This window comes from Stenotrophomonas sp. 62841_Sma (genome assembly GCF_056482945.1).
Map to the genome: position 1 here is coordinate 1,123,924 of NZ_CM151224.1, position 23,108 is coordinate 1,147,031.

Here is a 23,108-nt window from a genome sequence, read left to right on the forward strand (position 1 = left end):
TAACGACTTAATCCCCTCCGTCCCCTTTTTTCTTACCAGACCGTGATCGTCTCGCCGCTCTGGATGCCTTCCACCGCGCGCTGGAAGGCCAGCGCCGCGCGCTGCGCGCTCACCGCTTCGAAGCCTGGGAAATAGGGGCCGTAAGCCGCCATCGATTCGATCAGCACGTTCGGGCTGACCACGTTGATGCGCAGGCCACGCGGCAGCAGCTCCAACGCGGCGGCACGCACGAAGCCTTCCAGCGCGGCATTCACCGAGGTGGCGTTGACGCCATCGCGGATCGGCTGTGCGCTGACGATGCCGCTGGTCAGGGTGATCGAGCCGCCGGCGTTGAGGTGGTGCTGGGCGACCAGTGCCAGCCGCACCTGGCCCAGCAGCTTGTCCTGCAGGCCGAGGTTGAACTGCTCGGGTGTCATGTCCTTCAGCGGACCGAAGTGCAGCTTGCCAGCGGTGGAGATCACTGCATCGACCGGACCGGTGCGCGAGAACAGTTCGGCGACGCTGCCGTCGTCGGTCAGGTCGACGCGCAGCTCACCGCTGTTGCGGCCGGCGGCGAGGATCTGATGCTGCTGGCCAAGCTGGCGCGCGACTGCCTGGCCGAGGGTGCCGCTGGCACCCACAAGGAGAATCTTCATGGCGGTTCCTTGCGAGAGGGGGATGAGCGCAGTCTGCGCCCTCACATCTGGGTTCGGTAAGGGGCGTATGCTTCGCAGATTCCTAACTATGGATTAGCAATGGATACGCTTCGCTGCATGCAGGCCTTCGTCGCGGTGGCCGAGCGCGGCAGCTTCACTGGCGCCGCCGAGCAGCTGCAGGTGTCGGCGGTGATGGTCGGCAAGTACATCCAGCAACTGGAGGCGCACCTGGGTACCGCGCTGCTGCAACGGAACACCCGCCGCCAGCGCCTGACCGAAGCCGGCAGCGCCTACCTGGCCGGGTGCCGGCAGGTGCTGGAGCAGGTGCAGCAGGCGGAGGCGGACGTGGCCGGACTGCAGGTACAACCCCGCGGGCTGCTGCGGGTCAGCGCGCCAACCACCTGGGGCAGTTGTGTGCTGGCGCCACAACTGGCCGGCCTGCTGCGCGCGCAGCCGCAGTTGAACATCGAACTGGACCTGAGCAACCGCCGCGTGGACCTGATCGAGGATGGCTTCGACGTGGCAATCCGCGTTGGGCCGCTGCCGTCACAGGAAGTGGTGGCGCGGCCGTTGCCGCCGTACGCGATGAGCCTGTGCGCGGCACCGTCCTATCTGCGCCGGCGTGGCACGCCGCGCACCCCTGGGGATCTGGCCGGGCATGACTGCCTGAGCCACCTGGCCTGGCGCGGCGGCCATGGCTGGCAGCTGGCCAACGGCGAACAGGTGGACTGGGAAGCGCGCCTGACCTGCAATGATGGTGTCGCGTTGCGCGAGGCCGCCGTGGCCGGCGCAGGGCTGGTGCTGCAGCCGACCGCGCTGCTGGCCGGCGAAATCGCGGCCGGGCGGTTGAAGCCGCTGCTGCGCGACTACCTGCCCGAACCGCGGCCCATGCATCTGATCTACCTGCCGGATCGACGGCCGCGCCCGCGGTTGCAGTGCTTCGTCGATTTCGTCATGGCCACATTGGGGCAATGAACATCCACGCCATGCGTGGATGATGGTAGGTGCCGACCGTTGGTCGGCACACATCGGGATCAATCATTCGCCGCAGACAGTTCCTGCCCACGTACCTGCGCGGCGCGCAGCGCGGTGTCCACCAGCGCCTCGAAACCACCGGCCTGGAAGCTCTCGATCGCGGCCTGGGTGGTGCCGTTCGGCGAGGTCACGCGACGGCGCAGCTCGGCCGGGCTTTCACCGGCCTCATCAAGCATGCGCGAGGCTCCCAGCAGGGTCTGCACCACCAGCGTGCGCGCCGCTTCTGCAGGCAGGCCCTGGGCGATACCCGCCGCTTCCATCGCTTCGGCCAGCAGGAATACGTAGGCGGGGCCGCTGCCGGAGACCGCGGTGACCGAATCCATCAGCGACTCGCTGTCGATCCACACCGTGCGTCCGGCACTGGCCAGCACCTGTTCGGCGCGTGCGTGCTGCTGCGCGTCCACCGACGCGGTGGCGTACAGGCCGGTCACGCCGGCGCCGAGCAGGGCCGGGGTGTTCGGCATCGCGCGCACCACCGGCAGATTGCCGCCCAGCCAGCGTTCCAGCTGCGTGCTGGTGATGCCGGCGGCGATCGACACCACCAGTGGCCGGTTCGCCTGCGCCAGCGCCTGCAGCGACTGGCACACATCGCGCAGCACCTGCGGCTTCACCGCCAGCAGCCAGGTGCGGCCGTGCGCGGCGGCATCGGCGGCGTTGTCGTGCACCTGCACGCCGAAGTCGGCAGCCAGTGACTCGCGCAGTGCGGCCACCGGTTCGGCCACGTGGATGTGCGCGGCAGGCACGCCCTGGCGGATCAGACCGGCGATCAGGCTGCGGGCCATGTTGCCGCCGCCGATGAAGGTGATGGAATCAGCTGCCATGGAAGTCTCCTTGGAAAATCAGGCCGGGCCCGGGCGGGCGCCGAACAGGGCGGTGCCGATGCGCACCAGGGTGGCACCCTCGGCGATGGCTTCGGCGTAGTCGCTGCTCATGCCCATCGACAGCGTGTCGATCCGCGCGTGCTGGGCAGCCAGCGACTGGAAAAGTGTGCGCATGCGCACGAATGCATCCCGACGGCGCCCCGCTTCCGGCCACGGTGCGGGAATCGCCATCAGGCCACGCAGGCGCAGGCTGGGTTCGGCGGCAATCGCGGCGGCCAGTGCATCCACTTCTTCCGGTGCACAGCCATGCTTGCTGGATTCATCGTCGATGTTGACCTGGATCAGTACGTTCAGCGGGCCACGCGCGGCCGGGCGATGGCGTGCCAGCGCGGTCACCAGCTTGGAACGGTCCACGCTCTGCACCCAGTCGAAATGGCTGGCCACAGCATCGGCCTTGTTCGACTGCAGGTGGCCGATCAGGTGCCATTCCAGCGCCAGGTGCTGCAGCGCCTGCATCTTGGCCAGTGCTTCCTGCACGTAGTTCTCGCCGAAGGCGTGCTGGCCCTGTGCGGCCAGCGCGGCCACGGCCTCGGCCGGCTGGGTCTTGGACACCGCCAGCAGGCGTGGGTCGGGCCTGCCAGCGGCCTCGGCGGCGGCGTGCAGGTTGCTCAGGATCTGGGGCAGGGGAGTGGCCACGTAACGCGTTCCGTTGAATCAGGAGGCTATACTGCCGCCCGGGGAAAGATCCTTCCAGTCGAAGCCGTTATTGGGGAGTAGCCGCTCATGGATATCGCCGAGCTGTTGGCGTTTTCCGTAAAGAACAAAGCGTCCGACCTGCACCTGTCCGCAGGCCTGCCGCCGATGATCCGCGTGGACGGCGACGTGCGCCGGATCAACATCCCAGCCCTGGACCACAAGCAGGTCCACGCGCTGGTGTACGACATCATGTCCGACAAGCAGCGCCGCGATTACGAGGAATTCCTCGAAGTGGACTTCTCCTTCGAGATCCCGTCGCTGGCGCGCTTCCGTGTGAACGCGTTCAACCAGAACCGCGGCGCCGGTGCGGTGTTCCGTACCATTCCGTCCGAGGTGCTCACCCTCGAGGACCTGGCCTGCCCGCCGTTGTTCCGCGAAGTGATCCAGCAGCCGCAGGGCCTGATCCTGGTGACCGGCCCGACCGGCTCGGGCAAGTCGACCACGCTGGCGGCGATGATCGACTACATCAACAAAAACGAATACGGCCACATCCTCACCGTCGAGGATCCGATCGAATTCGTGCACACCTCGCAGAAGTGCCTGATCAACCAGCGCGAAGTGCACCGCGATACGCATGGCTTCAACGAAGCGCTGCGCTCGGCACTGCGTGAAGACCCGGACATCATCCTGGTCGGCGAACTTCGTGACCTGGAAACCATCCGCCTGGCACTGACCGCCGCGGAAACCGGCCACCTGGTGTTCGGCACCCTGCACACCAGCTCGGCGGCCAAGACCATCGACCGCATCATCGACGTGTTCCCGGCCGGCGAAAAGCCGATGGTGCGTTCGATGCTGTCCGAGTCGCTGCGTGCAGTGATCTCGCAGGCGCTGCTGAAGAAGGTCGGCGGCGGTCGTACCGCTGCGTGGGAAATCATGGTCGGCACCCCGGCCATCCGCAACCTGATCCGCGAGGACAAGGTGGCGCAGATGTATTCGGCCATCCAGACCGGCCAGCAGTACGGCATGATGACCCTGGACCAGCACCTGCAGGACCTGGTCAAGCGCAGCCTGATCACCCGCAACCAGGCCCGCGACTACGCCAAGGACAAGCGCCTGTTCGAGTAAGGCGGGGCCGCAACGGGACGGCGTGCGCCAGTGCGCCGCCGTTTCCGCGCCGTTTCCGCCTCCGACCGTTTCCTGGTACATGCCCCATTGGGAGCCCGCCGTGAACACCACCGCGACCACCATCGATTTCACTTCGTTCCTCAAGCTGATGGCGCACCAGCGCGCCTCGGACCTGTTCATCACCGCCGGCATGCCGCCGGCGATGAAGGTCAACGGCAAGATTTCGCCGATCACGCAGACCCCGCTCACGCCGCAGCAGAGCCGCGACCTGGTCCTGAACGTGATGACCCCGGCGCAGCGCGAAGAGTTCGAAAAGACCCACGAGTGCAACTTCGCCATCGGCCTGTCCGGTGTCGGCCGCTTCCGTGTCAGCTGCTTCTACCAGCGCAACCAGGTGGGCATGGTGCTGCGTCGTATCGAGACGCGCATTCCCACCGTGGAAGAGCTGAGCCTGCCGCCGATCATCAAGACGCTGGCGATGACCAAGCGCGGCATCATCCTGTTCGTCGGCGCCACCGGTACCGGTAAATCGACCTCGCTGGCAGCGATGATCGGCTACCGCAACCAGAACTCGACCGGCCACATCATCACCATCGAAGACCCGATCGAATTCGTGCACAAGCATGAAGGCTGCATCATCACCCAGCGCGAAGTCGGCATCGATACCGACAGCTGGGAAGCCGCGCTGAAGAACACCCTGCGCCAGGCACCCGATGTGATCATGATCGGCGAAGTGCGTACCCGCGAAGGCATGGACCACGCCATCGCCTTCGCTGAAACCGGCCACCTGGTGCTGTGCACCCTGCATGCCAACAACGCCAACCAGGCAATGGACCGCATCGTCAACTTCTTCCCGGAAGATCGTCGCAACCAGTTGCTGATGGATCTGTCGCTGAACCTGAAGGGCGTGGTTGCGCAGCAGCTGGTGCCGTCGCCCGATGGCCGCTCGCGCAAGGTGGCGATGGAGATCCTGCTGGGCACGCCGCTGGTGCAGGACTACATCCGCGATGGCGAGATCCACAAGCTGAAGGAAGTGATGAAGGATTCGGTCCAGCTGGGCATGAAGACCTTCGACCAGAGCCTGTTCGAGCTGTACCAGGCCGGCGAGATCAGCTACGAGGACGCACTGCGCTACGCCGATTCGCAGAACGAAGTGCGCCTGCGCATCAAGCTCAGCCAGGGCGGCGACGCGCGCACCCTGTCGCAGGGGCTGGATGGCGTGGAGATCTCCGAGATCCGGTGACCTGGGTGTTCCGTAGCGTCGAGCCTGCTCGACTGTTCTTGTCGAGTCGAGCAGGCTCGACGCTACGGGCGGGCGGCTGCGCGTATTGATGAATTCCAGTCATGACCAACTGCAATGCTGCCCATTCAATCCGTGGGCTCTGCAGGCGTATCGTCAGCGCTCCCCCTCTGGAGCACGACGATGCAGACACGTGAACTCGGCCGCAGTGGCCTGAAGGTTTCCGCCCTCGGCCTGGGCTGCATGGGCCTGAGCCATGGCTACGGCCAACCGGTGGAGCGCAGTCAGGGCATCGCCCTGCTGCAGGCCGCCGTCGAGCGTGGCGTGACCTTCTTCGACACCGCCGAAGTGTATGGCCCCTACACCAACGAAGACCTGCTCGGCGAGGCGCTGGCGCCGTACCGCGACAGGCTGGTGATCGCCACCAAGTTCGGCTTCAAGGATGCGCGCGTCGATACCGGGCTGGACAGCCGTCCCGAGAACATCCGCGCGGTGGCGGAGGCCAGCCTCAAGCGCCTGCGCACCGACCATATCGACCTGTTCTACCAGCACCGCGTCGACCCCAACGTGCCGATCGAGGATGTGGCCGGTACCGTGCGCGACCTGATCGCCGAAGGCAAGGTCGGCCACTTCGGCCTGTCCGAGGCCAGTGCCGCCACCGTGCGTCGCGCCCATGCAGTGCAGCCGGTGGCCGCCGTGCAGAGCGAGTACTCGCTGTGGTGGCGTGAGCCGGAGCGCGAACTGTTGCCGACGTTGCAGGAACTGGGCATTGGTTTCGTGCCGTTCAGTCCGCTCGGCCGTGGCTTCCTGACCGGCGCGATCAACGCCGATACCACCTTCGACGCCAACGACTTCCGCAACACCGTGCCGCGTTTCGAAGTGGAAGCGCGTCGTGCCAACCAGGCACTGGTTGATCGCATCAGCACGATTGCTGCCGCACGTGGCGCGACGCCGGCGCAGGTGGCGCTGGCCTGGCTGCTGGCGCAGGCGCCGTGGATCGTGCCGATTCCGGGCACCACCAAGGTCCATCGCCTGGAAGAAAACCTGGGCGCGGCCGACCTGCAGTTGGCGCCGGAGGAACTGCAACGCATCGCGCAGGCGCTGGATGAAGTGTCGATTGTCGGTGAGCGCTACAACGCGCAGCGCGCCGCGCAGGCCAAGGGCTGACCGCCGGCCGTGGGTGCGGACCGTTGGTCCGCACTCCTCAGCTCATCCAGCCATCGGCCCGCGCAACGCATCAAGCACAGTGCGCATCGCCACGGTGACGTGGCGGCGTGACGGGTAATACGCGTAGTAGCCATCGAAGTGCGGGCACCAATCGTCCAGCACCGACTGCAGGCGGCCCTCGTCCAGCATCGGCTGCACCTGGTCTTCCGGCAGCCAGGCCAGTCCGCTGCCGGCCAGTGCAGCCGCGCGGGTCATGCCCATGGTGTTGAAGGTCCACTGACCGGTCACGCGCACGCTCAGTTCGTTGCCGTCCTGGCCGAAATCCCACGGCATCAGCCCGCCATGCGTGGGCAGGCGCAGGGTGACGCAGTTGTGCTCGGCCAGGTCGTTCGGATGCCGCGGCACCACGTGCTGGCGGAAGTAGCTGGGCGCACCGACCACGCGCATGCGCAGCGGTGGGCTGACCGGTACCGCGATCATGTCGCGCGCCAGCCGTTCGCCGAGGCGGATACCGATGTCGTAGCGCTCGGCGACGATGTCGGCCAGCCCGTAGTCTGCAGCCAGTTCCACCTTCAGGTCCGGATACTGCTGCAGCAATGGCGCCAGCCGCGGCCAGGCGATGTATTCGGCGGCATGGCCGGTGGCATTGATGCGGATGGTGCCGGCCGGTCGCTCGCGGTACTCGGCCAGTGCGGCCAGTTCATCCTCGATCTCGGCCAGGCGTGGGGCGAGGGTCTCGAGCAGGCGGGCACCGGCTTCGGTGGTGGACACGCTGCGGGTGGTGCGGGTCAGCAGGCGCACGCCGAGGCGCTCTTCCAGGCCGCGCATGGCATGGCTGAGCGCGGACTGGGAGACACCCAACTGGGCGGCGGCCCTGGTGAAGCTGCCTTCGCGGGCAACGTGGACGAAGGCCTGCAGGTCGTTGAGATTTTCACGGGGCATGACGGGATGATACGGCTGGGCTGCGCCCGGCACCCGCCGAAACAACGTCAATGGCAACGTCAAAAGCTGGCTTCCCGTGGGAGGCGGGGGGGCTCAGGTTGCGGGGGACGGCGCAAGTACGTCCATGTAGCCTCGGTCGCGCCATCCATGGCGCTCACGCCCCCGCAACCTGAGCCGCCCCGCCTTCGACAATTTCCCGCGAGCTGTTGGAACGGCTCCGACCCCATTCTGTGTAGGCGTGTGGGGATGTCGATTTCAGGGACTGTGGTTCGTCGAATGAATGACTTCAACAGGAGCTGCACATGAGCACTGACACCAAGCCGAAAGGCCCGGCCTCGTACTTCCCCTCCATCGAGAAGACCTATGGGCAACCGGTGACGCACTGGTTCGGGCTGCTGGCGGGCAAGAAGGGCCTGAAACACATGGAACTGGTCAGCTTCCTGAAAAGCGAGCATGGGCTGGGCCACGGCCATGCCAACGCGTTGGTGGCGCACCATCTGGCCGGAAAGGGCTGAGCAGGCAACCCGGCGCTGAACGGTCGTGTGGGGGTCAGGCTACACGGCCTCCGGGGTCAGGCAGACTGGGCGTTCATCCCGAGGCAGGACGCCCTCATGCAGGTCACGCTGGACGCGATCACCGTCGACAACTACGAAGCCGTGTGCGACCTCGAGGTCAGCGAGGCGCAGCAGGACTTCGTGGCCGGCAATACCTGGTCGCTGGTGCAGGCAGCATTCCATCCCGGCTACCAGACCCGCGCCATCCAGGCCGATGGCGAGCTGGTCGGATTCTTCATGTGGGTGCCGGAGACGCCGCAGCGCATCTCGATCTGGCGCTTCATGGTCGATCAGCGCTGGCAGGGGCGTGGCATCGGGCGGCGCGCGCTGGAAGTGGCGCTGGCGCAGATCCGGGACACGCCCGGCCTGGCCGAGATCGAGATCTGCTACAACCCGCGCAATCCGGTGGCGGGCGCCTTCTATGGCAGCTTCGGTTTCGTCGAGACAGGCATGGACGATGATGGCGAGGACATGCTGGCCGTGCTGCCGGTGACGCCTCCGGAATAACCTGAATGGGCGAGCGCAGCTGAACGATTTCATCTGCAACTGTCATGCAGATCGTGTCTAATATCGCTCCCCACCTGCTGTTCCCCCACCCGTATGTCCCTTCCCGCCCATGGCCCCGCGCCGTGCGACGACGCTGACGGCCACCTGGTCACCGCTGGTCCGCTGACCCCACCACCCGACAGCGCCGGCACCACTGCCGACGAAAAAGCGCTGCGCCACTCGATTGCCGAGGACGTGCAGGGCATGGTGCTGGCCACGATGGTGGCCTCGCTGGGCCTGGCCATCTTCGCCAAGGGTGGGCTGATGATCGGCGGCATGGCTGGCATGGCCTTCCTGCTGCACTACTCAATGGGTTGGAACTTCGGCCTGGTGTTCGTGCTGGTCAATCTGCCGTTCTACTGGGTGGCGCTGCGGCGCATGGGCTGGGAATTCACCCTGAAGACCTTCGCCGCGGTCACCGCCTGTGGCGTGCTGACCGACCTGCTGCCGCGCTGGATCGATTTCTCGCACATCAACCCGCTGTATTCGGCGATCGTCGGTGGTGCGTTGTCCGGCCTGGGCATCCTGTTCTTCATCCGGCACCGTGCCAGCCTCGGTGGTATCGGCATCCTGGCGGTGTACCTGCAGCGCACCCGCGGCTGGAGCGCGGGCAAGGTGCAGATGTCCTACGACGCCTGCCTGATGGTGGCCGCGTTCTTCGTGTTGTCGCCGTCGAAGGTGCTGTACTCGGCGATCGGCGCGGTGGTGCTCAGCCTGGTGCTGATGTTCAACCACCGCCCGGGCCGTTACATGGGCGTGTGACGATTCGACGGTAGTGCCGGCCGCTGGCCGGCAACACCTGAGGCGTTCCGAGGTTGCCGGCCAGCGGCCGGCACTACCGGGAGGCCTGCAACCACGGCGGCGACAGCGTCAGCAGCCGCGCATGCACCGGGCAGTCCTCGGCGTGCGCACCGGGCAGGTAGCCCAGGCTCATCAGGAATTCGCCGGTGATCTCGCCGCCGGTGAAGCGGAACGTCTTCTTGAACAGCTTCACCCAGTCGGCCTTGCTGCGCGGATGGTGCGCGTCCAGCCACGCCGCGAAGCTGCCGTGGCTGGCCCGCAGCTGCTGGATCACCTGTGCGTTGTGGATCGCCGCCAGCACCTTCAGCCGGTTGCGGATGATGCCCGCGTCCGACAGCAGCCGTTCGATGTCCTGCTCGGCGTAGGCTGCAACCCGATCCACATCGAAGCCGTCATAGGCCGCGCGGAAGCCCTCGCGCTTCTTCAGGATGGTCTCCCAGCTCAGCCCGGCCTGGTTGATCTCCAGCACCAGCCGCTCGAACAGCTCGCGCTCGTCACGCTGCGGGAAGCCGTATTCGTTGGCGTGGTAGTAGTCGTGCACCGGATGGCCCGGGGCGATGAGGCAGTAACCGCTCATGGAGAAGACTCGCTGGATTCGGGTTCGGGATCGATGGCCACCGCGGGGCGCCCGCCGATGGACAGCATCGGCCAGCGCGGTGGCACAAGCATGAGTTCGCCGTCACGCAGGGCCTGGTTGATCGCCTCGGCCTGGCCGCTGACGGTGCCGAACAGCGAACCGGCGCGGCGCCACTGGGCATCCCTGCCACGTGCGTACAGCACGCAGTCCGGCCCGCGGTGGGTGTACAGCTCGCACAGCAGTACCTCGGCGTTGCCGTCGCCATCCAGGTCGCGATGCACGATCAGGCAGTCGCGCTCGCTCTGGGCACAGGATTCGCCATTGATCGAGCGGGTGGCCAGTGCCTGCCACCAATCGTCGGGTGGCGAGCTGGATCCCTTGGCCAGCTTCAGCGCGCGCTGCAGGGCGGCGACGTCCTGCAGACCCTTGTCCAGGCGCTGTCCATCGTCCCAGCGCGAGGTACGTGCCAGCGCGGCAGCGATCACCTGTGGCGCGTTGGCATCGGCGGTGATGGCCGGATCACGCTGCAGCTCGCGCAGCGCCTGCACGCCACGGCGCCCAAGATCGAAGCGCAGCACGTTGACGTCACTGCTGGTGATCGCTGGCGGGTCCGCACGCAGGCGCGCCAACTGGCTGGACAGGGTCAGCCGCACCGGGTCCAGCAGCGGCGAGTTGCCCAGCAAGGCCAATGCCAGCACCACCCAGCACATCCAGCGGTTGACCGGTTCCAGTGTCTGCAACCAGCGGGGCTGCCGGCGCAGCACCGCCAGTGCATAGCCCACGGCATATCCGGCCACGGCCAGCGCGATCAGCACCGCCCAGAAGCGGTCCAGGGTCCAGCCGTACTGCACCACGCGCAGGCCCAGTGCATACAGTGCCAGCACCGCATAGATCGGCAGCGCGAGCAGACTGGCCTCGACCAGCCGGCGCAGCACGACGGGGTAGGGCGCGGTGTCGTCGCCCTGCTGGTAGACCGCGTTGGTGAATGACACCAGCAGCAGCGACAGCACCAGCAGCAGGCTGGCGGCCGAGCGGGTCTTCCACAGCGGCTCCAGCCCGGTCAGCGGCAGGCTCAGCACGAACAGCACGGCGATGAACGAGAGCAGCGGCAGCAGCCCGCGGCAGATCGCGAACAGCACCTGGCGGGTGATCTGGATCGCGCGGTGCTGGGTGCGCCCGATCAGCACGCCGAACCCGGCCAGGCTGCCGGTGGCCAGCGCGATGAACGCGTCCTGCCGGAACAGGTCGCGGAAGATGGTCACGTCGAGCAGCTGGAACAGCGCCGCCCACAGCCACAGCAGCAGCCAGGTCAGCCCGGTGAACAGCGCCGCCAGGGCCAGGGTCAGGCCGTTCTGCCAGGCGCGCTCGAACAGCTCCGGATAGCTGGCACGCCAATGCCCGTGTTGCAGCTGGAACTGCCACCAGGGCAGGGCCACGAACACTGCTACGGCCATGCCCACGGTCAGCGGGAACTGCAGCGCGCCCGATTCCAGTGCGGTCTCGCCGTTGAGGTTCCAGCCGATCCAGGCGGCCAGCGCCAGCACCACCGCCGAGCCGAGCGCGGCCTGCAGCCACAGGCGGCGCTGGCCCAGCTCGACCAGGCTCAATGCCACCGCGCTGGGAATGGCAAGCACCCAGGCGTACCAGCAGTAGCGCCAGCCGATATCGCGGAACGGCCACGCATCGGACAGCTCCTGCGCGGCATACAGCATCAGGCCCTGCAGCAGCGCGATCAGGACGATGGCGCTGCGTGCCGGCAGGGTCAGGGGCGATGAAGACTGCATCGACGACCTTCCATGGCAAAGCACCATCCTAGCCCATCGCGGTTCGGCGCCATCGCGCGACCATCCCGCCCCCAGCAGGTAGAATGGGGGCATGCCTGTAACGCCGACTTCCCTTGCCGATCACCTGCTCGTCGCGCTGCCGTCGCTGCTCGACGCGACATTCGCCCGCAGCGTTGCGCTGATCTGCCAGCACGACGAGAACGGTGCGATGGGTGTGCTGGTCAACCAGCCTTCCGAATACACGCTGGGCGAAGTGCTGGCTCAGATGGACATCACCACCGGTGATGGCGACCTGCAGGCGCGCATGGTGCTCAACGGTGGCCCGGTGCATCCCGAACGTGGCTTCGTCATCCATGACGACGCACGCGCATGGGATTCCAGCCTGATCGTGGGTGAAGGCCTGTACCTGACCACCTCGCGCGACATCCTCGAAGCGATGGCACGTGGCGAAGGCCCGGCCAATGCCGTGGTCACGCTGGGCTGTGCGGGTTGGGGCGCAGGGCAGCTGGAAAGCGAGCTGTCCGAGAACAGCTGGCTGACCGTGCCGGCCGATGCCGAGCTGGTGTTCCAGCTGCCGCTGGAGCAGCGTTGGCAGGGCGCGGCTTCGCGCATCGGCGTGGACCTGTTCCGGCTGACCGACTACAGCGGCCATGTCTGAGCCCATCACGCCCGCGCCGGATTCTGCTGCCCCGGCCATCCGCCGTGACGGCACCGTTCTGGGGTTCGATGTCGGCTCGCGCCGCATCGGCGTGGCCATCGGCAGTGCCTTCGCTGCGCATGCGCGCGCGGTGGCGGTGGTCGATGTGCATGGCAACGGCCCGGACTGGACCGCGATCGAACGCCTGCTCAAGGAATGGAAGCCCGACGGCCTGGTGGTCGGCGACCCGCTGACCCTGGACGGCCAGGACCAGCCCAACCGCAAGCGCGCGCAGGGCTTTGCCCGCCAGCTGCGGGAACGTTTCAAGCTGCCGGTGGTGATGATCGACGAGCGTTCCAGCTCGGTCGAGGCCGCCCGCCGCTTCGCTGTCGAGCGCGCCGAAGGGCGCAAGCGCCGCCGTGATGCGGCCGCCCTCGATGCCGTTGCCGCGGCGGTGATCATCGACCGCTGGCTGTCGTCCCCCGACGATGCCATCCCCATTCCCTGACTGCCCGACACCGCCATGACCGCCCAGCAACTCGATGCCTCCGGCCGCCTGCGCCACCTGCTGACCCTCGAAGGCCTTCCGCGCGACACCCTGCTGCAGCTGCTTGACCGGGCAGGGCAGATCCGCGACGCCGCGGTCGGTCGTGTCGGCAACAAGCGCCACGTGCTGGCCGGTTCGGCGGTGTGCACGCTGTTCTTCGAACCGTCCACACGCACCCGCAGCTCGTTCCAGCTGGCCGCGCAGCGCCTGGGCGCCGACGTACTGAACTTCGATGCATCGACCTCGTCCACGCGCAAGGGGGAAACCGCCTGCGACACGCTGCGCAACCTGGAGGCGATGGGCGTGCGCGGCTTCGTGGTGCGCCACCCCGATGATGGCGCCGTGGCCGCACTGGCCGAGGCAGCGGGTGAGGGCACTGCACTGATCAACGCCGGTGACGGGCGCAGCGCGCACCCGACCCAGGGCCTGCTGGACATGCTGACCCTGCGCCAGGCCAAGGGCCCGGATTTCTCGAAGATGAAAGTGGTGATCGTCGGCGACGTGAAGCACTCGCGCGTGGCCCGCACCGACCTGCATGCGCTGCGTACGCTGGGCGTGGGCGAGATCCGCGTGTGCGGCCCGCAGTCGCTGCTGCCCGACGACGAGACCCTGAAGGGCTGCGTGGTCGGTGATGATTTCGACGCGATGCTGGAAGGCGTCGACGCGCTGATGATGCTGCGCCTGCAGCGCGAGCGCATGGAAGAAGGCCTGGTGCCGTCGCTGGAGCAGTACCACGCGCAGTACGGCCTGACCAACGAACGCCTGGCCCGCGCCGGCAAGGATGCCGCGGTGCTGCATCCAGGCCCGATCAACCGCGGCGTGGAAGTGACCGACGAGGTGGCCGACGGCCCGCAGTCGTGGGTGCTGCGCCAGGTCGCCAACGGCGTCGCCGTGCGCATGGCCGTGCTGGAAACGCTGCTGGGCTGACCACTTTGGTGGGTGCCAACCTTGGTTGGTACTGCTGTTGTGGTGGGTGCCAACCTTGGTTGGCACACTCACCGCTCGGCTTGTCCGCGCACCGCTTTGGTAGATGCCAACCTTGGTTGGCACTATCCACCGGAGCTCATGTCATCGGGTAGATCACATGATGCCCCATGCTCCCATTCGCACCATGCATGGGGATATTGCCCCAACCGCGTCGTCAGCCCGGCCCTGATCGGATTTCCCATCAGGTACATCGCATGTCGGTGCAACGATTCGTCCGAGCGGATCGCATGATCGTGATAGCAGGCCTGCCAGAAGCGCCCGACTCGCCCCAGCAGCCGGTTTGCCTGCTGGGCTGTGCGCGACTTGAAACGCTTCATGACGGTTTCCAGTGACCCGGCGCGCAGTTCGACCAGCCAGTGAATGTGGTCGGGCATGACCACGTAGGCAATCGAGCGGGTGAAGCCTTCCTGATCCAGTCGCTGGAATTCGCGCACTGCCAAGGCGGCCACTGCGGCGTTGGTGAAGAGCGGTGCGCGGTCATGGACGACTGTGGTGAGGATATAGCTGAGGCCGACGCTGGAGCGACGACCGAGCAGGAGACGTGTGTTCTGCATGGAGCAAGCATGGATGGGCCTGCTTCCAGTGAACATCGGGGAATGGCTTGGTTTCAGGTAGGCCAGTGCCAACCAAGGTTGGCAACTACCAGAGCAGTCAGTGCCAACCAAGGTTGGCAACTACCAGAGCAGTCAGTGCCAACCCAGGTTGGCAGCTACGAGAAACTGCGGTTCAGCGCTTCTGCGCGAACAGCCACGCCCACATGGCCGGGTCGGCATAGGTGGCGTCCCAGGCATTGTGATTGCCTTCCGGGTACTCGGTGTAGCGCACATCGCGTGCGTTGGCGCTCTGGAATGCGGCATGCAGCCTGCGGTCGTCATCCGGAGGCACCACGTCGTCCAGCGCGCCGTGGAAGATCCAGATCGGCGTGTGCTGCAGGCGCTGCGCGATCACGGCATACGGATCGGTTTCCTGGGCGACCTGCTCGACGAACAGGGTCGGGCGCTTTGCGCGTGGTGCCAGCACGGCACCGCATACCGGCACGATCGCGGCAAAGCGGTGCGGGTCATCCAGCGCGATGTTCCAGCTGCCATAGCCGCCCATCGACATACCGGTCAGGTACTGCCGTGCCGGGTCGGCGCCGAACTCGGCGATCGTCGCGTCCAGCGCGGCAACGGCCGCACGGTTGTTGCGGCCGCTCCATTCCTCATGGCCCGGTACCTGTGGAAACACCACCAGGGCAGGGAAGTCGGGATGCTCGCGCAGATAAGGCCCCAGCCCGGCGTGGGTCTGCTTGATGCCATCGGCGCCGCGCTCGCCCGAACCGTGCAGGAACAGGATGACCGGGACGTTGGAGGTTGCGGGCGTCTGCCCACCAGGGCTGTGGGCCTGCAGGCCCGCGGGAATGAACACCTGGTAGTAGGCCGTCTCGCCATCGACCTTCACCGCACGTGCTTCGAAGCGGCCACGCGCGCTGTCCGGCAGCGAAGTGCAACCGCTCATCATCAGAAGGGCCAGCAGTGGCAGCCAGCGCGACAGCAAACGGACCATGGGGTTTTCCGAAGCGGCGAGAACGCCTGCATCGTAGTCCGCCAACGTCGGCCCGGCATCATGCGCCGCGTCACTGCGGGCGCGGGAAGCTGGCGATGATGTCCAGCTGCTCCTGTGCTTCAGCATTGCCTTCGGCGGCGGCCGCCTGCACCTGCGCCATATCCGGATGCAGCACCACCAGCAGTGGGTTCTCGCAGACCGGGCAGTCGTACTCGGTGGCGTCCTCGTCCAGCTCCATCTCCATGGCACGCGAGCTGCCCTTCCATTCGCAGGCCGGGCAGGTGTGCTGCTGGTCGCGCCAGCCGGGCTGGAAGTAGTTTTCTATCGTTGTTGCCATGGGTGTTCCCGTTGAGTGGGGTCCGAGCCCCGCTTGGCGGGGCCCGATCCTTGATGCGGTCAGTGCAGCAGCACCAGGGTGGCCAGGCCGAGGAAGGTGAAGAAGCCCATCGAGTCGGTCACGGCGGTCAGGAAGATGCCGCTGGCCAGCGCCGGGTCGAAGCCGAAGCGTTTCAGGGTCAGTGGCACCAGCACGCCGGCCAACGCGGCGAACAGCAGGTTGCAGGTCAGCGCGATGGCGATCACCGCCGACAGTCCGGGTGAATGGAACCAGGCCAATACGATCAGGCCCAGTACCGAGCCCAGCATCACGCCGTTCAACAAGGCGACCCGCACTTCCTTCCACAGCAGCGTGCGCGCGTTGGAGGCGCCCACCTGGCCCAGCGCCAGGCCGCGCACCATCAGCGCCAGCACCTGGGTGCCGGCATTGCCGCCGAGGCCGGCGACGATCGGCATCAGCACCGCCAGCGCCACCAGCTTGTCGATGGTGCCCTCGAAGTGGCCGACCACGCTGGACGCCAGGAATGCCGTGCACAGATTGACCGACAGCCACATCAGGCGGCGGCGCATGGCGCGCCAGACCGGGCTGAACAGATCCTCGTCCTCGTCCAGGCCGGCGGCGCCAAGCGCCTGGTGCTCGGCCTGTCCACGGATGATGTCGACCACGTCATCGATGGTGATGCGGCCGACCAGGATGTTGTTGTCGTCCACCACCGGCGCGGAGATCCAGTCATGGTCGGAGAACTGGCGGGCGACCTCCTGGTCGCTTTCGCCGACATCGATCGCCGGTTGCTCGTCGTCGATCAGGCGGTTGATCGGGGTGGTGTCCTCGTGGGTCACCAGTGCCGCCAGCGACACCCGGCCGAGGTATTGATGGCGACGGCTGACCACGAACAGATGATCGGTGTGGTCGGGCAGTTCGCCACGCAGGCGCAGGTAGCGCAGCACCACGTCAACGTTGACGTCGGCGCGCACGGTCACCACGTCCGGGTTCATCAGGCGGCCGGCGCTGTCCTCGGGGTAGGACAGCACCTGCTCCAGGCGCTCGCGGTTCTCGCGGTCCATCGACTTGAGGACTTCGTCGATGACCGTGTCCGGCAGATCTTCGACCAGGTCGGCCAGATCGTCGATGTCCAGGTCTTCGACCGCGGCGATGATCTCGTCCGGGTCCATGTCGGCGAGCAGGCTCTCGCGCACGTCGTCGCCGACGTGGACCAGCACCTCACCGTCATCTTCCGGATCGACCAGGCCCCAGACCACCTCGCGCTTGCCCGGCGGCAGCGATTCGAGCAGGTTGCCGATCTCGGCCGGGGCCAGGGTGTTGACCAGGCGGCGCACCGGGCCCAGCCGACCGCTGTCCAGTGCGTCGGACAGCATCCGCAGTTGGCGCGCAGTCTTGTCGTGGCGTACAGCTTCAGCCATCGCAGCTCCCGCGGGATAAGAAAAGCCGCGATCCCGGCAAGGATGCGGCAACAGGGGTGTTCAGCGCGTCATTATCGCAAGGGGATGTTTCAACGCATAGCCGCCGGGCGGTGGTAGTGCCGGCCGCTGGCCGGCAAGCGGCCCCATCGAAGGCCATGAGGTTGCCGGCCAGCGGCCGGCACTACCCTTGGCGCTCAGGGCGTATCCGCCACCAGCGCCAGCCAGCGCTCGATCGCGCGGCGGTCGCGTGCGGCCAGCAGCTTCGGTGCGCGCGCGCGCAGCGCGGCCAGGTCGGCCTCGCGGATCGCGCGGCGCACCTCCAGCAGTGTGCCGGGGTGCAGGCTGAATTCGCTCAGGCCCAGCGCCAGCAGCAGCGGAGTCATCCGTGCATCACCGGCCATCTCACCGCAGACCGCCACCGGAATGCGATGCCGCGCGCCGGTCTCGATCACCATCTGCAGCAACCGCAGCACGGCCGGATGCAGCGGCGAATACAGCTCGCCCAGTGCCTCGTTGTTGCGGTCGGCGGCCAGCAGGTACTGCACCAGGTCGTTGGTGCCGATCGACAGGAAGTCGACCAGGTCGATGAAGCTCTCCAGCGCCAACGCCGCAGCGGGCACCTCGATCATCGCCCCCAGCGGCACATGGTCGGACACCATGTGGCCTTCGCTGCGCAGCTGTTCGGTCAGCTTGAGCATGCGCCGGCGCACCGCCAGCAGTTCCTCGCGGGTGCTGACCATCGGCACCAGCACGCGCAGCTTGCCGTAGGCCGAGGCGCGCAGGATCGCGCGCAGCTGGGTGTCGGCCACCTTGGGCCGTGCCAGCGACAGGCGTACGCCGCGCAGTCCCAGGGCCGGGTTTTCTTCGTTGCTCAGGGTCAGGCCGGTGCGGTCGGCCTTGTCCGCGCCCAGATCGAGCGTGCGGATGGTGACCGGTCGCCCGCTCATGCCCAACGCGGCATTGCGGTAGGTCTGGAACTGTTCTTCTTCGTCCGGCAGCTCGTTGCGCTGCAGGAACAGGAATTCGGTGCGGTACAGGCCCAGCCCCTGCGCGCCCAGCGCATGCGCCTGGGTGACGTCCTCCAGCGATTCGGCATTGGCCAGCAGGGCGATGTCGACCTGGTCGCGGGTACGGCTGGGTTTGCTGCGCAGGCGGCCGAGCTCGCGCTGCTCGCGCGCATGTTCTTTCAGGCGCGCGCGGTAGTCGCGCAGGTTGTCGGCCTGCGGGTTGGCGGTGATGCTGCCGTCGGCGCCATCGATGATCAGCACGTCGCCATCGGCGATACGGCTGAGCAGCTGCGGCACGTTGACGATCAAGGGCAGGTGCAGGCTGCGCGCCAGGATCGCACTGTGCGACAGCGCGCTGCCGGCGGCGGTGACGATGCCGACCACCCCCTGCGCCTGCAACTGGGCAAGCTCGGAGGGCGCGATGTTGTCGCAGACCAGGATTTCACCGGCGAGGCCTTTCACCGCTGGCGGCCGCTCGGGTTGCAGGAATGCATGGATGCGGCCGATCACATGGTCGAGGTCGTCCATGCGGCTCTTCAGATAGGCATCGTCCATGCCATCGAAGACCTTGGCCAGGCGGTCACGCTGCAGGCGCAACGCATAGCCGGCGCTGTAGGGGCCGCTGCGGATCAGTTCGTCCAGCCCGAACAACAGCTCGGGGTCGTCCAGCAGCAGGGCATGCAGGTCGAGGAACTCGCCCACCTCCTGGTTCAGGGCGCCATGCAGGCGCTGCCGCAGTTCGTGCATTTCCGTGCGCGCGGCATCCACCGCGCGGTGCAGGCGGGCCAGCTCGGCCTCGACCTGATGGGCGGCGACGCGCTGCTCGGCCACTTCCAGCGCATGTGGCAGGCGCACCCGCGCCCGGCCCATCGCCGCGCCACGGGCAGCACCGTGCCCGGCCAGCAGCTGTACCGGCCGCTGGCCGGAAGGGACCTGGCCGGCGCGCGCGCGTGGCACGCTCAGCTGTCCTCGTCGAAGCGGCGTTCGAACAGGCCGACCACCGCTTCCATCGCGGCGGCTTCGTCCTCGCCGTTGATGCGCACCGTGACCGGGGTGCCCTGGCCGGCGGCCAGCAGCATCACGCCCATGATGCTCTTGGCGTTGATCTCACGGCCCTTGGCGGCCATGGTCACGTTGCAGCGGAACGGCGCCAGGGTCTGCACCAGCTTGGCGGTGGCCCGGGCGTGCAGGCCCAGGCGGTTGCTCACGGTGAGTTCTCGTTCAAGCATCGTCGACTATCGCTCCATTACGGGTACCCGCCGCGGCTGTGGCGGGCAGTTGATCCAGTCCCTGTTCCGGATAATTCATCACCCGCAGCAACATCGGCAGGCTCAGCGCCGACACCCGGCGAACCGGGGTCCCCAGCCGGGCCAGCTGCCCGGCAAGGTTGGCGGGGCTGGCGCCGTACAGGTCGGTCAGGATCAGCACGCCTTCACCATTGTCGACCCGCCGCAGAGCGGCCGAGGCGAGCGGGAGCAGGGCGTCCAGGTCTGCGTCGAACGGAACTTCGAAAGCTTCGGTTTTCAGCGGCAATTGCCGCAGGAGCCGGGTCGCCACGTCTAGCAGGGCGGTCCCGACCCCGGGATGTGTTACGAGGAGAATGCCACAGGTCATTACTGCACGTTAACAGGTCAAGGTGAATTGGCGATAGCAGCAGATGAGGGGCACTGTGTCCCGTATTCAGCGTTGCTCGGGTCGGAGCCCATTTCCGTTGGAAAAGGATCCGACCCCATCCGTTTTTCGGTGCCTGACCGGGATTCATCCACGCATGGCGTGGATCTACTGTGTCGACCAAGGTCGACACCTACCAACAGCACACGGAATCTGTCAGAGGTGGGGCGGTGTGGGTCTGCAGGACCGTTGGCGCCATGGATGGCGCCATCGAGCCCCCATGGACGGGTTTACGGCGTGTCCTGCAGACCCACACCGCCCCGCCATCCCACGGAATGCCGCTTTTGCTTTTGCTGTTGCCGGCCAGCGGCCGGCACTACCTGCGGGTGCCGGGCGTAGCCCGGCCGACCCCCTCAATCCTGTTCGCGGTGGTAGGTCGCCACGTCTTCCCAGCCCATCTCGCGGGCATGCCGGGCCAGGCGCTCGGCCAGGAACACCGAACGGTGCTTGCCGCCGGTGCAGCCGAAGGCCACGGTCACATAGCTGCGGGTGCCATCCCCCAGCTTCGGCAGCCAGGTATCGAGGAAATCCATCAGCTGGGTCAGGTAGCGCTGCACGTCCGGCTGCGCTTCCAGGTAGTCGCGCACGCCCGGTTCGCGGCCACTCAGCGCACGCAGATCCGGGTCCCAGTGTGGATTGGGCAGCACCCGCGCATCGAACACGAAGTCAGCCTCGGCCGGCACGCCGCGCTTGTAGGCGAACGATTCGAACAGCAGCGACAGGCCGGTGGCATGGTCCATCGTGAACTCGGTGATGATCCGCCGCCGCAGCTGATGCACGTTGAGATTGCTGGTATCGATCACCGCATCGGCCTCGCGGCGCAGCGGTGCGGTCAATTCACGCTCACGCGCGATCGCTTCGGGCAGCGACAGGCCCAGCTGGCTCAGTGGATGGCGGCGGCGGGTGTCGGCGTAGCGTTTGAGCACGGCCTCGTCGCTGGCCTCGAAGAACAGCACCTTCACTTCCACGCCGGCATCGGTGGCCAGCTGCCGCCAGTCGCCCAGCTGGCTCAGGTCGGCCTGGCCGCGCACGTCGATGCCCACTGCCAGGCGGCGTGGTGCGCTGCCGTCGTGGTTGGCCAGCAGGCTGCGCACGAAGTCGGGCAGCAGATTGATCGGCAGGTTGTCCGAGCAGTAGTAGTCCTGGTCCTCGAAGGTCTTCAGGGCGACGGATTTACCCGAGCCGGACAGGCCGCTGACGATGATCAGGGTCGGGGCGGAGGGGGTGACGGTGCTCATGGACAGGCTCTTCGAAGGACAGGGGAATCAGGGTGTTCGCCGTTCCAGCAGGTTGCTGTGGCGGGCGATGAACATGGCCGCCGGGTCGATGCCCTTGGTGCGCAGGATGTGCAGGCGGGTCGCGGCCTCGGTCAGCACGGCCAGGTTGCGGCCGGGCATCACCGGCAGGGTGATCAGCGGTACATCCAGGTCCAGCACATGGCGGGTGCCCGAGTCGCCGGTCAGGCGCTCGTAGCCATGCGGGGTGGGTTCGGTCATCGGCTTGGTCAGGTGGACGATCAGCCGAAGGTACTTGTTCTTCTTTACAGCCGTGTCGCCGAACATCTCGCGCACGTTCAGCACGCCCAGGCCGCGCACTTCCAGCAGGTCCTGCAGCAGTTCGGGGCAGGTGCCATCGAGCACGTCGGGCGCGATCTGGGTGAATTCGGGGGCATCGTCGGCAACCAGGCGGTGGCCGCGGCTGAGCAGCTCCAGCGCCAGCTCGCTCTTGCCCGATCCGGCCTCACCGGTGATCAGCACGCCGATGGAGTAGATCTCCATGAACACGCCATGCAGGATCACCCGCGGCGCCAGCGTGCGCGCCAGGTGGTAGGACAGATGGTTCAGCAGTTCGTGGCCGCGCTTGGGCGACAGCCACAGCGGCGTGCCGGATTCGTCAGCAGCGGCGCGCAGGTCTTCCGGGCAGGCCTGGTTGCGGGTCAGCACCAGCGCCAGCGGGTGCGACTGCATGATCTTTTCGATGGTCTCCCAGCGCTGGCGCGGTTCCAGCGCATCCAGCCAGGACAGTTCCTCGGTGCCCAGGATCTGCACCTTGTTGGGGTAGATCGCATTGAGATAACCAGCCAGCGATGGACGCCGCGAGACCGTGTTGCCGGCCTCCAGCTCGCGCTTCTCGCCGGACTTGCCGGCAGCCCAGCGCAGCCCCAGCCGCTCGCGCTGCTGTTCGAACAGTTCACGGGCGGTGATGCTGGTATTCATGCGGCACTCGCAGGTGGGGTCATGTCCAGCGCCTCGCGCAGCGCCCGGGCATCGCCCGCTTCGCGCAGGGCCTGGCGGATGTCGGGCGCCGAAAACAGCTCGGCCAGCTCGGACAGCAGCATCAGGTGCTGGTGGGTGTAGTGGGCGGGGACGGCCATGGCGAACACCAGGTCCACCGGCTCGTCGCCACCGAAGTCGACCGGGGTGGCCAACCGCAGCAGGGCGCCGCGGGGGCGGTCCAGGGTTGGCGCGCGGCCGTGGGGAATGGCGATGCCATGACCGATCGCGGTGCTGCCCAGCGCTTCGCGCTGGCACAGGTTCAGATAGATCTGTTCGGCGTTGGCCTGGCGGCAGGCCAGCAACCCGGCGGCGGCCTGCAGGACGCTGTCGCGGTCGGTGGCCGTGCAGAGCTGGGTCTGCACGGCCGCCAGGAGGTCAGTCAGGGGCATGTCTGCGGGGAACGGTGGCGATCAGCCACCATTGTCGCCCACCGGCAGCGGTGCGTGCTGCTGTTTTTTCTCCTTGTGCTTGATCACCAGACGGTCAAGCTTGTCCGCAAGCAGGTCGATCGCGGCATACATGGTCTGGGCATTGGCCTCGGCGTGCAGGGTCTGGCCGGGAATGTTGAGGCTGGCGTCGACGTGGTGTTCGGTCTTCTGCAGCTTGAGGGTCACCCGCGCTTCGCAGTGCTGGTCGAAGTGTTTGCCGATCCGGGCCAGCTTCTCCTCTACATAGGACTGCAGGGCCGGGGTGACTTCGACATCTTTGCCAAACGTTTCGATGCGCATCGGGTTTCTCCTGTGTTCGGATGTGCCAA

General features: G+C 67.0%; 27 protein-coding genes. 10 read left to right on the forward strand and 17 right to left on the reverse strand.

Annotated features, from left to right (window positions below; all coding sequences use genetic code 11):
- Window positions 1–32: 32 nt before the first annotated feature.
- Window positions 33–635, reverse strand: coding sequence for a short chain dehydrogenase (locus ACZK5G_RS05250; protein WP_478465541.1), 603 nt, complete (start codon window positions 633–635; stop codon window positions 33–35).
- Window positions 636–734: 99 nt separating this feature from the next.
- Between ACZK5G_RS05250 and ACZK5G_RS05255 the strand changes: the two genes are divergently transcribed.
- Complete coding sequence (locus ACZK5G_RS05255) at window positions 735–1,610, forward strand: LysR family transcriptional regulator (RefSeq protein ID WP_478465543.1); 876 nt, start codon at window positions 735–737, stop codon at window positions 1,608–1,610.
- A gap of 59 nt (window positions 1,611–1,669) precedes the next feature.
- On the opposite strand, the gene proC is transcribed toward ACZK5G_RS05255, so the two are convergent.
- Complete coding sequence (proC, locus tag ACZK5G_RS05260; RefSeq protein WP_478465544.1) at window positions 1,670–2,491, reverse strand: pyrroline-5-carboxylate reductase; 822 nt, start codon at window positions 2,489–2,491, stop codon at window positions 1,670–1,672.
- 18 nt (window positions 2,492–2,509) lie between these two features.
- The gene (locus ACZK5G_RS05265; protein WP_478465546.1) at window positions 2,510–3,187 is read right to left on the reverse strand and encodes a YggS family pyridoxal phosphate-dependent enzyme; all 678 of its coding nucleotides are present in this window, start codon (window positions 3,185–3,187) and stop codon (window positions 2,510–2,512) included.
- A gap of 87 nt (window positions 3,188–3,274) precedes the next feature.
- On the opposite strand from ACZK5G_RS05265, the gene ACZK5G_RS05270 reads away from it, so the two are divergent.
- The 3 genes from ACZK5G_RS05270 (at window position 3,275) to ACZK5G_RS05280 (ending at window position 6,719) form a co-directional block, all read left to right on the forward strand.
- The gene (locus tag ACZK5G_RS05270; RefSeq protein ID WP_006422551.1) at window positions 3,275–4,312 is read left to right on the forward strand and encodes a type IV pilus twitching motility protein PilT; all 1,038 of its coding nucleotides are present in this window, start codon (window positions 3,275–3,277) and stop codon (window positions 4,310–4,312) included.
- A gap of 79 nt (window positions 4,313–4,391) precedes the next feature.
- Window positions 4,392–5,555 carry a PilT/PilU family type 4a pilus ATPase gene (locus tag ACZK5G_RS05275; RefSeq protein ID WP_049400675.1) on the forward strand — a complete coding sequence of 388 codons (1,164 nt, stop codon included), beginning with the start codon at window positions 4,392–4,394 and terminating at the stop codon, window positions 5,553–5,555.
- Window positions 5,556–5,735: 180 nt separating this feature from the next.
- The gene (locus tag ACZK5G_RS05280; protein ID WP_049400676.1) at window positions 5,736–6,719 is read left to right on the forward strand and encodes an aldo/keto reductase; all 984 of its coding nucleotides are present in this window, start codon (window positions 5,736–5,738) and stop codon (window positions 6,717–6,719) included.
- A 42-nt stretch (window positions 6,720–6,761) separates the two neighbouring features.
- Here the strand turns inward: ACZK5G_RS05280 and ACZK5G_RS05285 are convergent, their stop codons facing one another.
- Window positions 6,762–7,661: a LysR family transcriptional regulator gene (locus ACZK5G_RS05285; RefSeq protein WP_478465548.1), complete on the reverse strand. Its 900-nt coding sequence runs from the start codon at window positions 7,659–7,661 to the stop codon at window positions 6,762–6,764.
- 302 nt (window positions 7,662–7,963) lie between these two features.
- Between ACZK5G_RS05285 and ACZK5G_RS05290 the strand changes: the two genes are divergently transcribed.
- The 3 genes from ACZK5G_RS05290 to ACZK5G_RS05300 all read left to right on the forward strand — a co-directional run bounded on the left by ACZK5G_RS05290 (window position 7,964) and on the right by ACZK5G_RS05300 (window position 9,523).
- Window positions 7,964–8,176 (forward strand): DUF4287 domain-containing protein, encoded by a 213-nt coding sequence (locus tag ACZK5G_RS05290; protein WP_005408372.1) that lies wholly within the window; start codon window positions 7,964–7,966, stop codon window positions 8,174–8,176.
- 96 nt (window positions 8,177–8,272) lie between these two features.
- On the forward strand, window positions 8,273–8,722 hold the full coding sequence (locus ACZK5G_RS05295; protein WP_197616494.1) for a GNAT family N-acetyltransferase: 450 nt from the start codon (window positions 8,273–8,275) through the stop codon (window positions 8,720–8,722).
- A 93-nt stretch (window positions 8,723–8,815) separates the two neighbouring features.
- Window positions 8,816–9,523 carry a YitT family protein gene (locus tag ACZK5G_RS05300; protein ID WP_032130182.1) on the forward strand — a complete coding sequence of 236 codons (708 nt, stop codon included), beginning with the start codon at window positions 8,816–8,818 and terminating at the stop codon, window positions 9,521–9,523.
- A 73-nt stretch (window positions 9,524–9,596) separates the two neighbouring features.
- Here ACZK5G_RS05300 and ACZK5G_RS05305 read toward each other — a convergent pair whose 3' ends face one another.
- Window positions 9,597–10,139, reverse strand: coding sequence for a DNA-3-methyladenine glycosylase I (locus tag ACZK5G_RS05305; protein ID WP_049400680.1), 543 nt, complete (start codon window positions 10,137–10,139; stop codon window positions 9,597–9,599).
- Window positions 10,136–11,923, reverse strand: coding sequence for a DUF4153 domain-containing protein (locus tag ACZK5G_RS05310; RefSeq protein WP_478465550.1), 1,788 nt, complete (start codon window positions 11,921–11,923; stop codon window positions 10,136–10,138). The genes ACZK5G_RS05305 and ACZK5G_RS05310 overlap by 4 nt, the downstream gene beginning before the upstream one ends.
- Before the next feature lie 91 nt (window positions 11,924–12,014).
- On the opposite strand from ACZK5G_RS05310, the gene ACZK5G_RS05315 reads away from it, so the two are divergent.
- The 3 genes from ACZK5G_RS05315 to ACZK5G_RS05325 are packed head-to-tail and all read left to right on the forward strand — an operon-like array spanning window position 12,015 to window position 14,034.
- Window positions 12,015–12,581: a YqgE/AlgH family protein gene (locus ACZK5G_RS05315; protein ID WP_004147177.1), complete on the forward strand. Its 567-nt coding sequence runs from the start codon at window positions 12,015–12,017 to the stop codon at window positions 12,579–12,581.
- Entirely contained in the window at window positions 12,574–13,068 is a 495-nt protein-coding gene (gene ruvX / locus ACZK5G_RS05320; RefSeq protein ID WP_182267361.1) for a Holliday junction resolvase RuvX, read from the forward strand. Before ACZK5G_RS05315 ends, ruvX begins: the two co-directional genes overlap by 8 nt.
- A gap of 15 nt (window positions 13,069–13,083) precedes the next feature.
- Complete coding sequence (locus ACZK5G_RS05325; protein ID WP_032130186.1) at window positions 13,084–14,034, forward strand: aspartate carbamoyltransferase catalytic subunit; 951 nt, start codon at window positions 13,084–13,086, stop codon at window positions 14,032–14,034.
- A gap of 122 nt (window positions 14,035–14,156) precedes the next feature.
- Here ACZK5G_RS05325 and ACZK5G_RS05330 read toward each other — a convergent pair whose 3' ends face one another.
- From ACZK5G_RS05330 to hpf, 11 genes are all read right to left on the reverse strand, one after another.
- Window positions 14,157–14,648, reverse strand: coding sequence for an REP-associated tyrosine transposase (locus ACZK5G_RS05330; RefSeq protein ID WP_478465551.1), 492 nt, complete (start codon window positions 14,646–14,648; stop codon window positions 14,157–14,159).
- 172 nt (window positions 14,649–14,820) lie between these two features.
- A complete protein-coding gene (locus ACZK5G_RS05335) occupies window positions 14,821–15,639 on the reverse strand; it encodes a carboxylesterase family protein (protein ID WP_478465553.1) in 819 nt (272 codons plus the stop codon).
- Window positions 15,640–15,709: 70 nt separating this feature from the next.
- A complete protein-coding gene (locus ACZK5G_RS05340) occupies window positions 15,710–15,976 on the reverse strand; it encodes a hypothetical protein (RefSeq protein WP_010483664.1) in 267 nt (88 codons plus the stop codon).
- A gap of 59 nt (window positions 15,977–16,035) precedes the next feature.
- On the reverse strand, window positions 16,036–17,397 hold the full coding sequence (mgtE, locus tag ACZK5G_RS05345) for a magnesium transporter (RefSeq protein ID WP_010483662.1): 1,362 nt from the start codon (window positions 17,395–17,397) through the stop codon (window positions 16,036–16,038).
- 194 nt (window positions 17,398–17,591) lie between these two features.
- Window positions 17,592–19,361, reverse strand: coding sequence for a phosphoenolpyruvate--protein phosphotransferase (gene ptsP / locus ACZK5G_RS05350; RefSeq protein WP_478465555.1), 1,770 nt, complete (start codon window positions 19,359–19,361; stop codon window positions 17,592–17,594).
- A 2-nt stretch (window positions 19,362–19,363) separates the two neighbouring features.
- Window positions 19,364–19,633 carry an HPr family phosphocarrier protein gene (locus ACZK5G_RS05355; RefSeq protein WP_005408385.1) on the reverse strand — a complete coding sequence of 90 codons (270 nt, stop codon included), beginning with the start codon at window positions 19,631–19,633 and terminating at the stop codon, window positions 19,364–19,366.
- Window positions 19,626–20,018, reverse strand: coding sequence for a PTS sugar transporter subunit IIA (locus ACZK5G_RS05360; RefSeq protein ID WP_049462131.1), 393 nt, complete (start codon window positions 20,016–20,018; stop codon window positions 19,626–19,628). The genes ACZK5G_RS05355 and ACZK5G_RS05360 overlap by 8 nt, the downstream gene beginning before the upstream one ends.
- 410 nt (window positions 20,019–20,428) lie before the next feature.
- The gene (gene rapZ, locus ACZK5G_RS05365; protein ID WP_032130190.1) at window positions 20,429–21,313 is read right to left on the reverse strand and encodes an RNase adapter RapZ; all 885 of its coding nucleotides are present in this window, start codon (window positions 21,311–21,313) and stop codon (window positions 20,429–20,431) included.
- A gap of 27 nt (window positions 21,314–21,340) precedes the next feature.
- Window positions 21,341–22,291, reverse strand: coding sequence for an HPr(Ser) kinase/phosphatase (gene hprK / locus ACZK5G_RS05370; RefSeq protein WP_005408388.1), 951 nt, complete (start codon window positions 22,289–22,291; stop codon window positions 21,341–21,343).
- Window positions 22,288–22,740 (reverse strand): PTS sugar transporter subunit IIA, encoded by a 453-nt coding sequence (locus ACZK5G_RS05375; protein ID WP_032130191.1) that lies wholly within the window; start codon window positions 22,738–22,740, stop codon window positions 22,288–22,290. Before ACZK5G_RS05375 ends, hprK begins: the two co-directional genes overlap by 4 nt.
- Before the next feature lie 21 nt (window positions 22,741–22,761).
- Entirely contained in the window at window positions 22,762–23,079 is a 318-nt protein-coding gene (gene hpf / locus ACZK5G_RS05380; protein WP_004147311.1) for a ribosome hibernation-promoting factor, HPF/YfiA family, read from the reverse strand.
- Between the last annotated feature and the right edge of the window lie 29 nt (window positions 23,080–23,108).

Excerpts from the sequence above, each read along its gene's own strand:
- ACZK5G_RS05250 (WP_478465541.1), bottom strand. The coding sequence starts at position 635 with ATGAAGATTCTCCTTGTGGGTGCCAGCGGCACCCTCGGCCAGGCAGTC.
- ACZK5G_RS05255 (WP_478465543.1), top strand. The coding sequence starts at position 735 with ATGGATACGCTTCGCTGCATGCAGGCCTTCGTCGCGGTGGCCGAGCGC.
- proC (WP_478465544.1), bottom strand. The coding sequence starts at position 2,491 with ATGGCAGCTGATTCCATCACCTTCATCGGCGGCGGCAACATGGCCCGC.
- ACZK5G_RS05270 (WP_006422551.1), top strand. The coding sequence starts at position 3,275 with ATGGATATCGCCGAGCTGTTGGCGTTTTCCGTAAAGAACAAAGCGTCC.
- ACZK5G_RS05275 (WP_049400675.1), top strand. The coding sequence starts at position 4,392 with ATGCCCCATTGGGAGCCCGCCGTGAACACCACCGCGACCACCATCGAT.
- ACZK5G_RS05280 (WP_049400676.1), top strand. The coding sequence starts at position 5,736 with ATGCAGACACGTGAACTCGGCCGCAGTGGCCTGAAGGTTTCCGCCCTC.
- ACZK5G_RS05285 (WP_478465548.1), bottom strand. The coding sequence starts at position 7,661 with ATGCCCCGTGAAAATCTCAACGACCTGCAGGCCTTCGTCCACGTTGCC.
- ACZK5G_RS05290 (WP_005408372.1), top strand. The coding sequence starts at position 7,964 with ATGAGCACTGACACCAAGCCGAAAGGCCCGGCCTCGTACTTCCCCTCC.
- ACZK5G_RS05295 (WP_197616494.1), top strand. The coding sequence starts at position 8,273 with ATGCAGGTCACGCTGGACGCGATCACCGTCGACAACTACGAAGCCGTG.
- ACZK5G_RS05300 (WP_032130182.1), top strand. The coding sequence starts at position 8,816 with ATGTCCCTTCCCGCCCATGGCCCCGCGCCGTGCGACGACGCTGACGGC.
- ACZK5G_RS05305 (WP_049400680.1), bottom strand. The coding sequence starts at position 10,139 with ATGAGCGGTTACTGCCTCATCGCCCCGGGCCATCCGGTGCACGACTAC.
- ACZK5G_RS05310 (WP_478465550.1), bottom strand. The coding sequence starts at position 11,923 with ATGCAGTCTTCATCGCCCCTGACCCTGCCGGCACGCAGCGCCATCGTC.
- ACZK5G_RS05315 (WP_004147177.1), top strand. The coding sequence starts at position 12,015 with ATGCCTGTAACGCCGACTTCCCTTGCCGATCACCTGCTCGTCGCGCTG.
- ruvX (WP_182267361.1), top strand. The coding sequence starts at position 12,574 with ATGTCTGAGCCCATCACGCCCGCGCCGGATTCTGCTGCCCCGGCCATC.
- ACZK5G_RS05325 (WP_032130186.1), top strand. The coding sequence starts at position 13,084 with ATGACCGCCCAGCAACTCGATGCCTCCGGCCGCCTGCGCCACCTGCTG.
- ACZK5G_RS05330 (WP_478465551.1), bottom strand. The coding sequence starts at position 14,648 with ATGCAGAACACACGTCTCCTGCTCGGTCGTCGCTCCAGCGTCGGCCTC.
- ACZK5G_RS05335 (WP_478465553.1), bottom strand. The coding sequence starts at position 15,639 with ATGGTCCGTTTGCTGTCGCGCTGGCTGCCACTGCTGGCCCTTCTGATG.
- ACZK5G_RS05340 (WP_010483664.1), bottom strand. The coding sequence starts at position 15,976 with ATGGCAACAACGATAGAAAACTACTTCCAGCCCGGCTGGCGCGACCAG.
- mgtE (WP_010483662.1), bottom strand. The coding sequence starts at position 17,397 with ATGGCTGAAGCTGTACGCCACGACAAGACTGCGCGCCAACTGCGGATG.
- ACZK5G_RS05355 (WP_005408385.1), bottom strand. The coding sequence starts at position 19,633 with ATGCTTGAACGAGAACTCACCGTGAGCAACCGCCTGGGCCTGCACGCC.
- ACZK5G_RS05360 (WP_049462131.1), bottom strand. The coding sequence starts at position 20,018 with ATGACCTGTGGCATTCTCCTCGTAACACATCCCGGGGTCGGGACCGCC.
- rapZ (WP_032130190.1), bottom strand. The coding sequence starts at position 21,313 with ATGAGCACCGTCACCCCCTCCGCCCCGACCCTGATCATCGTCAGCGGC.
- hprK (WP_005408388.1), bottom strand. The coding sequence starts at position 22,291 with ATGAATACCAGCATCACCGCCCGTGAACTGTTCGAACAGCAGCGCGAG.
- ACZK5G_RS05375 (WP_032130191.1), bottom strand. The coding sequence starts at position 22,740 with ATGCCCCTGACTGACCTCCTGGCGGCCGTGCAGACCCAGCTCTGCACG.
- hpf (WP_004147311.1), bottom strand. The coding sequence starts at position 23,079 with ATGCGCATCGAAACGTTTGGCAAAGATGTCGAAGTCACCCCGGCCCTG.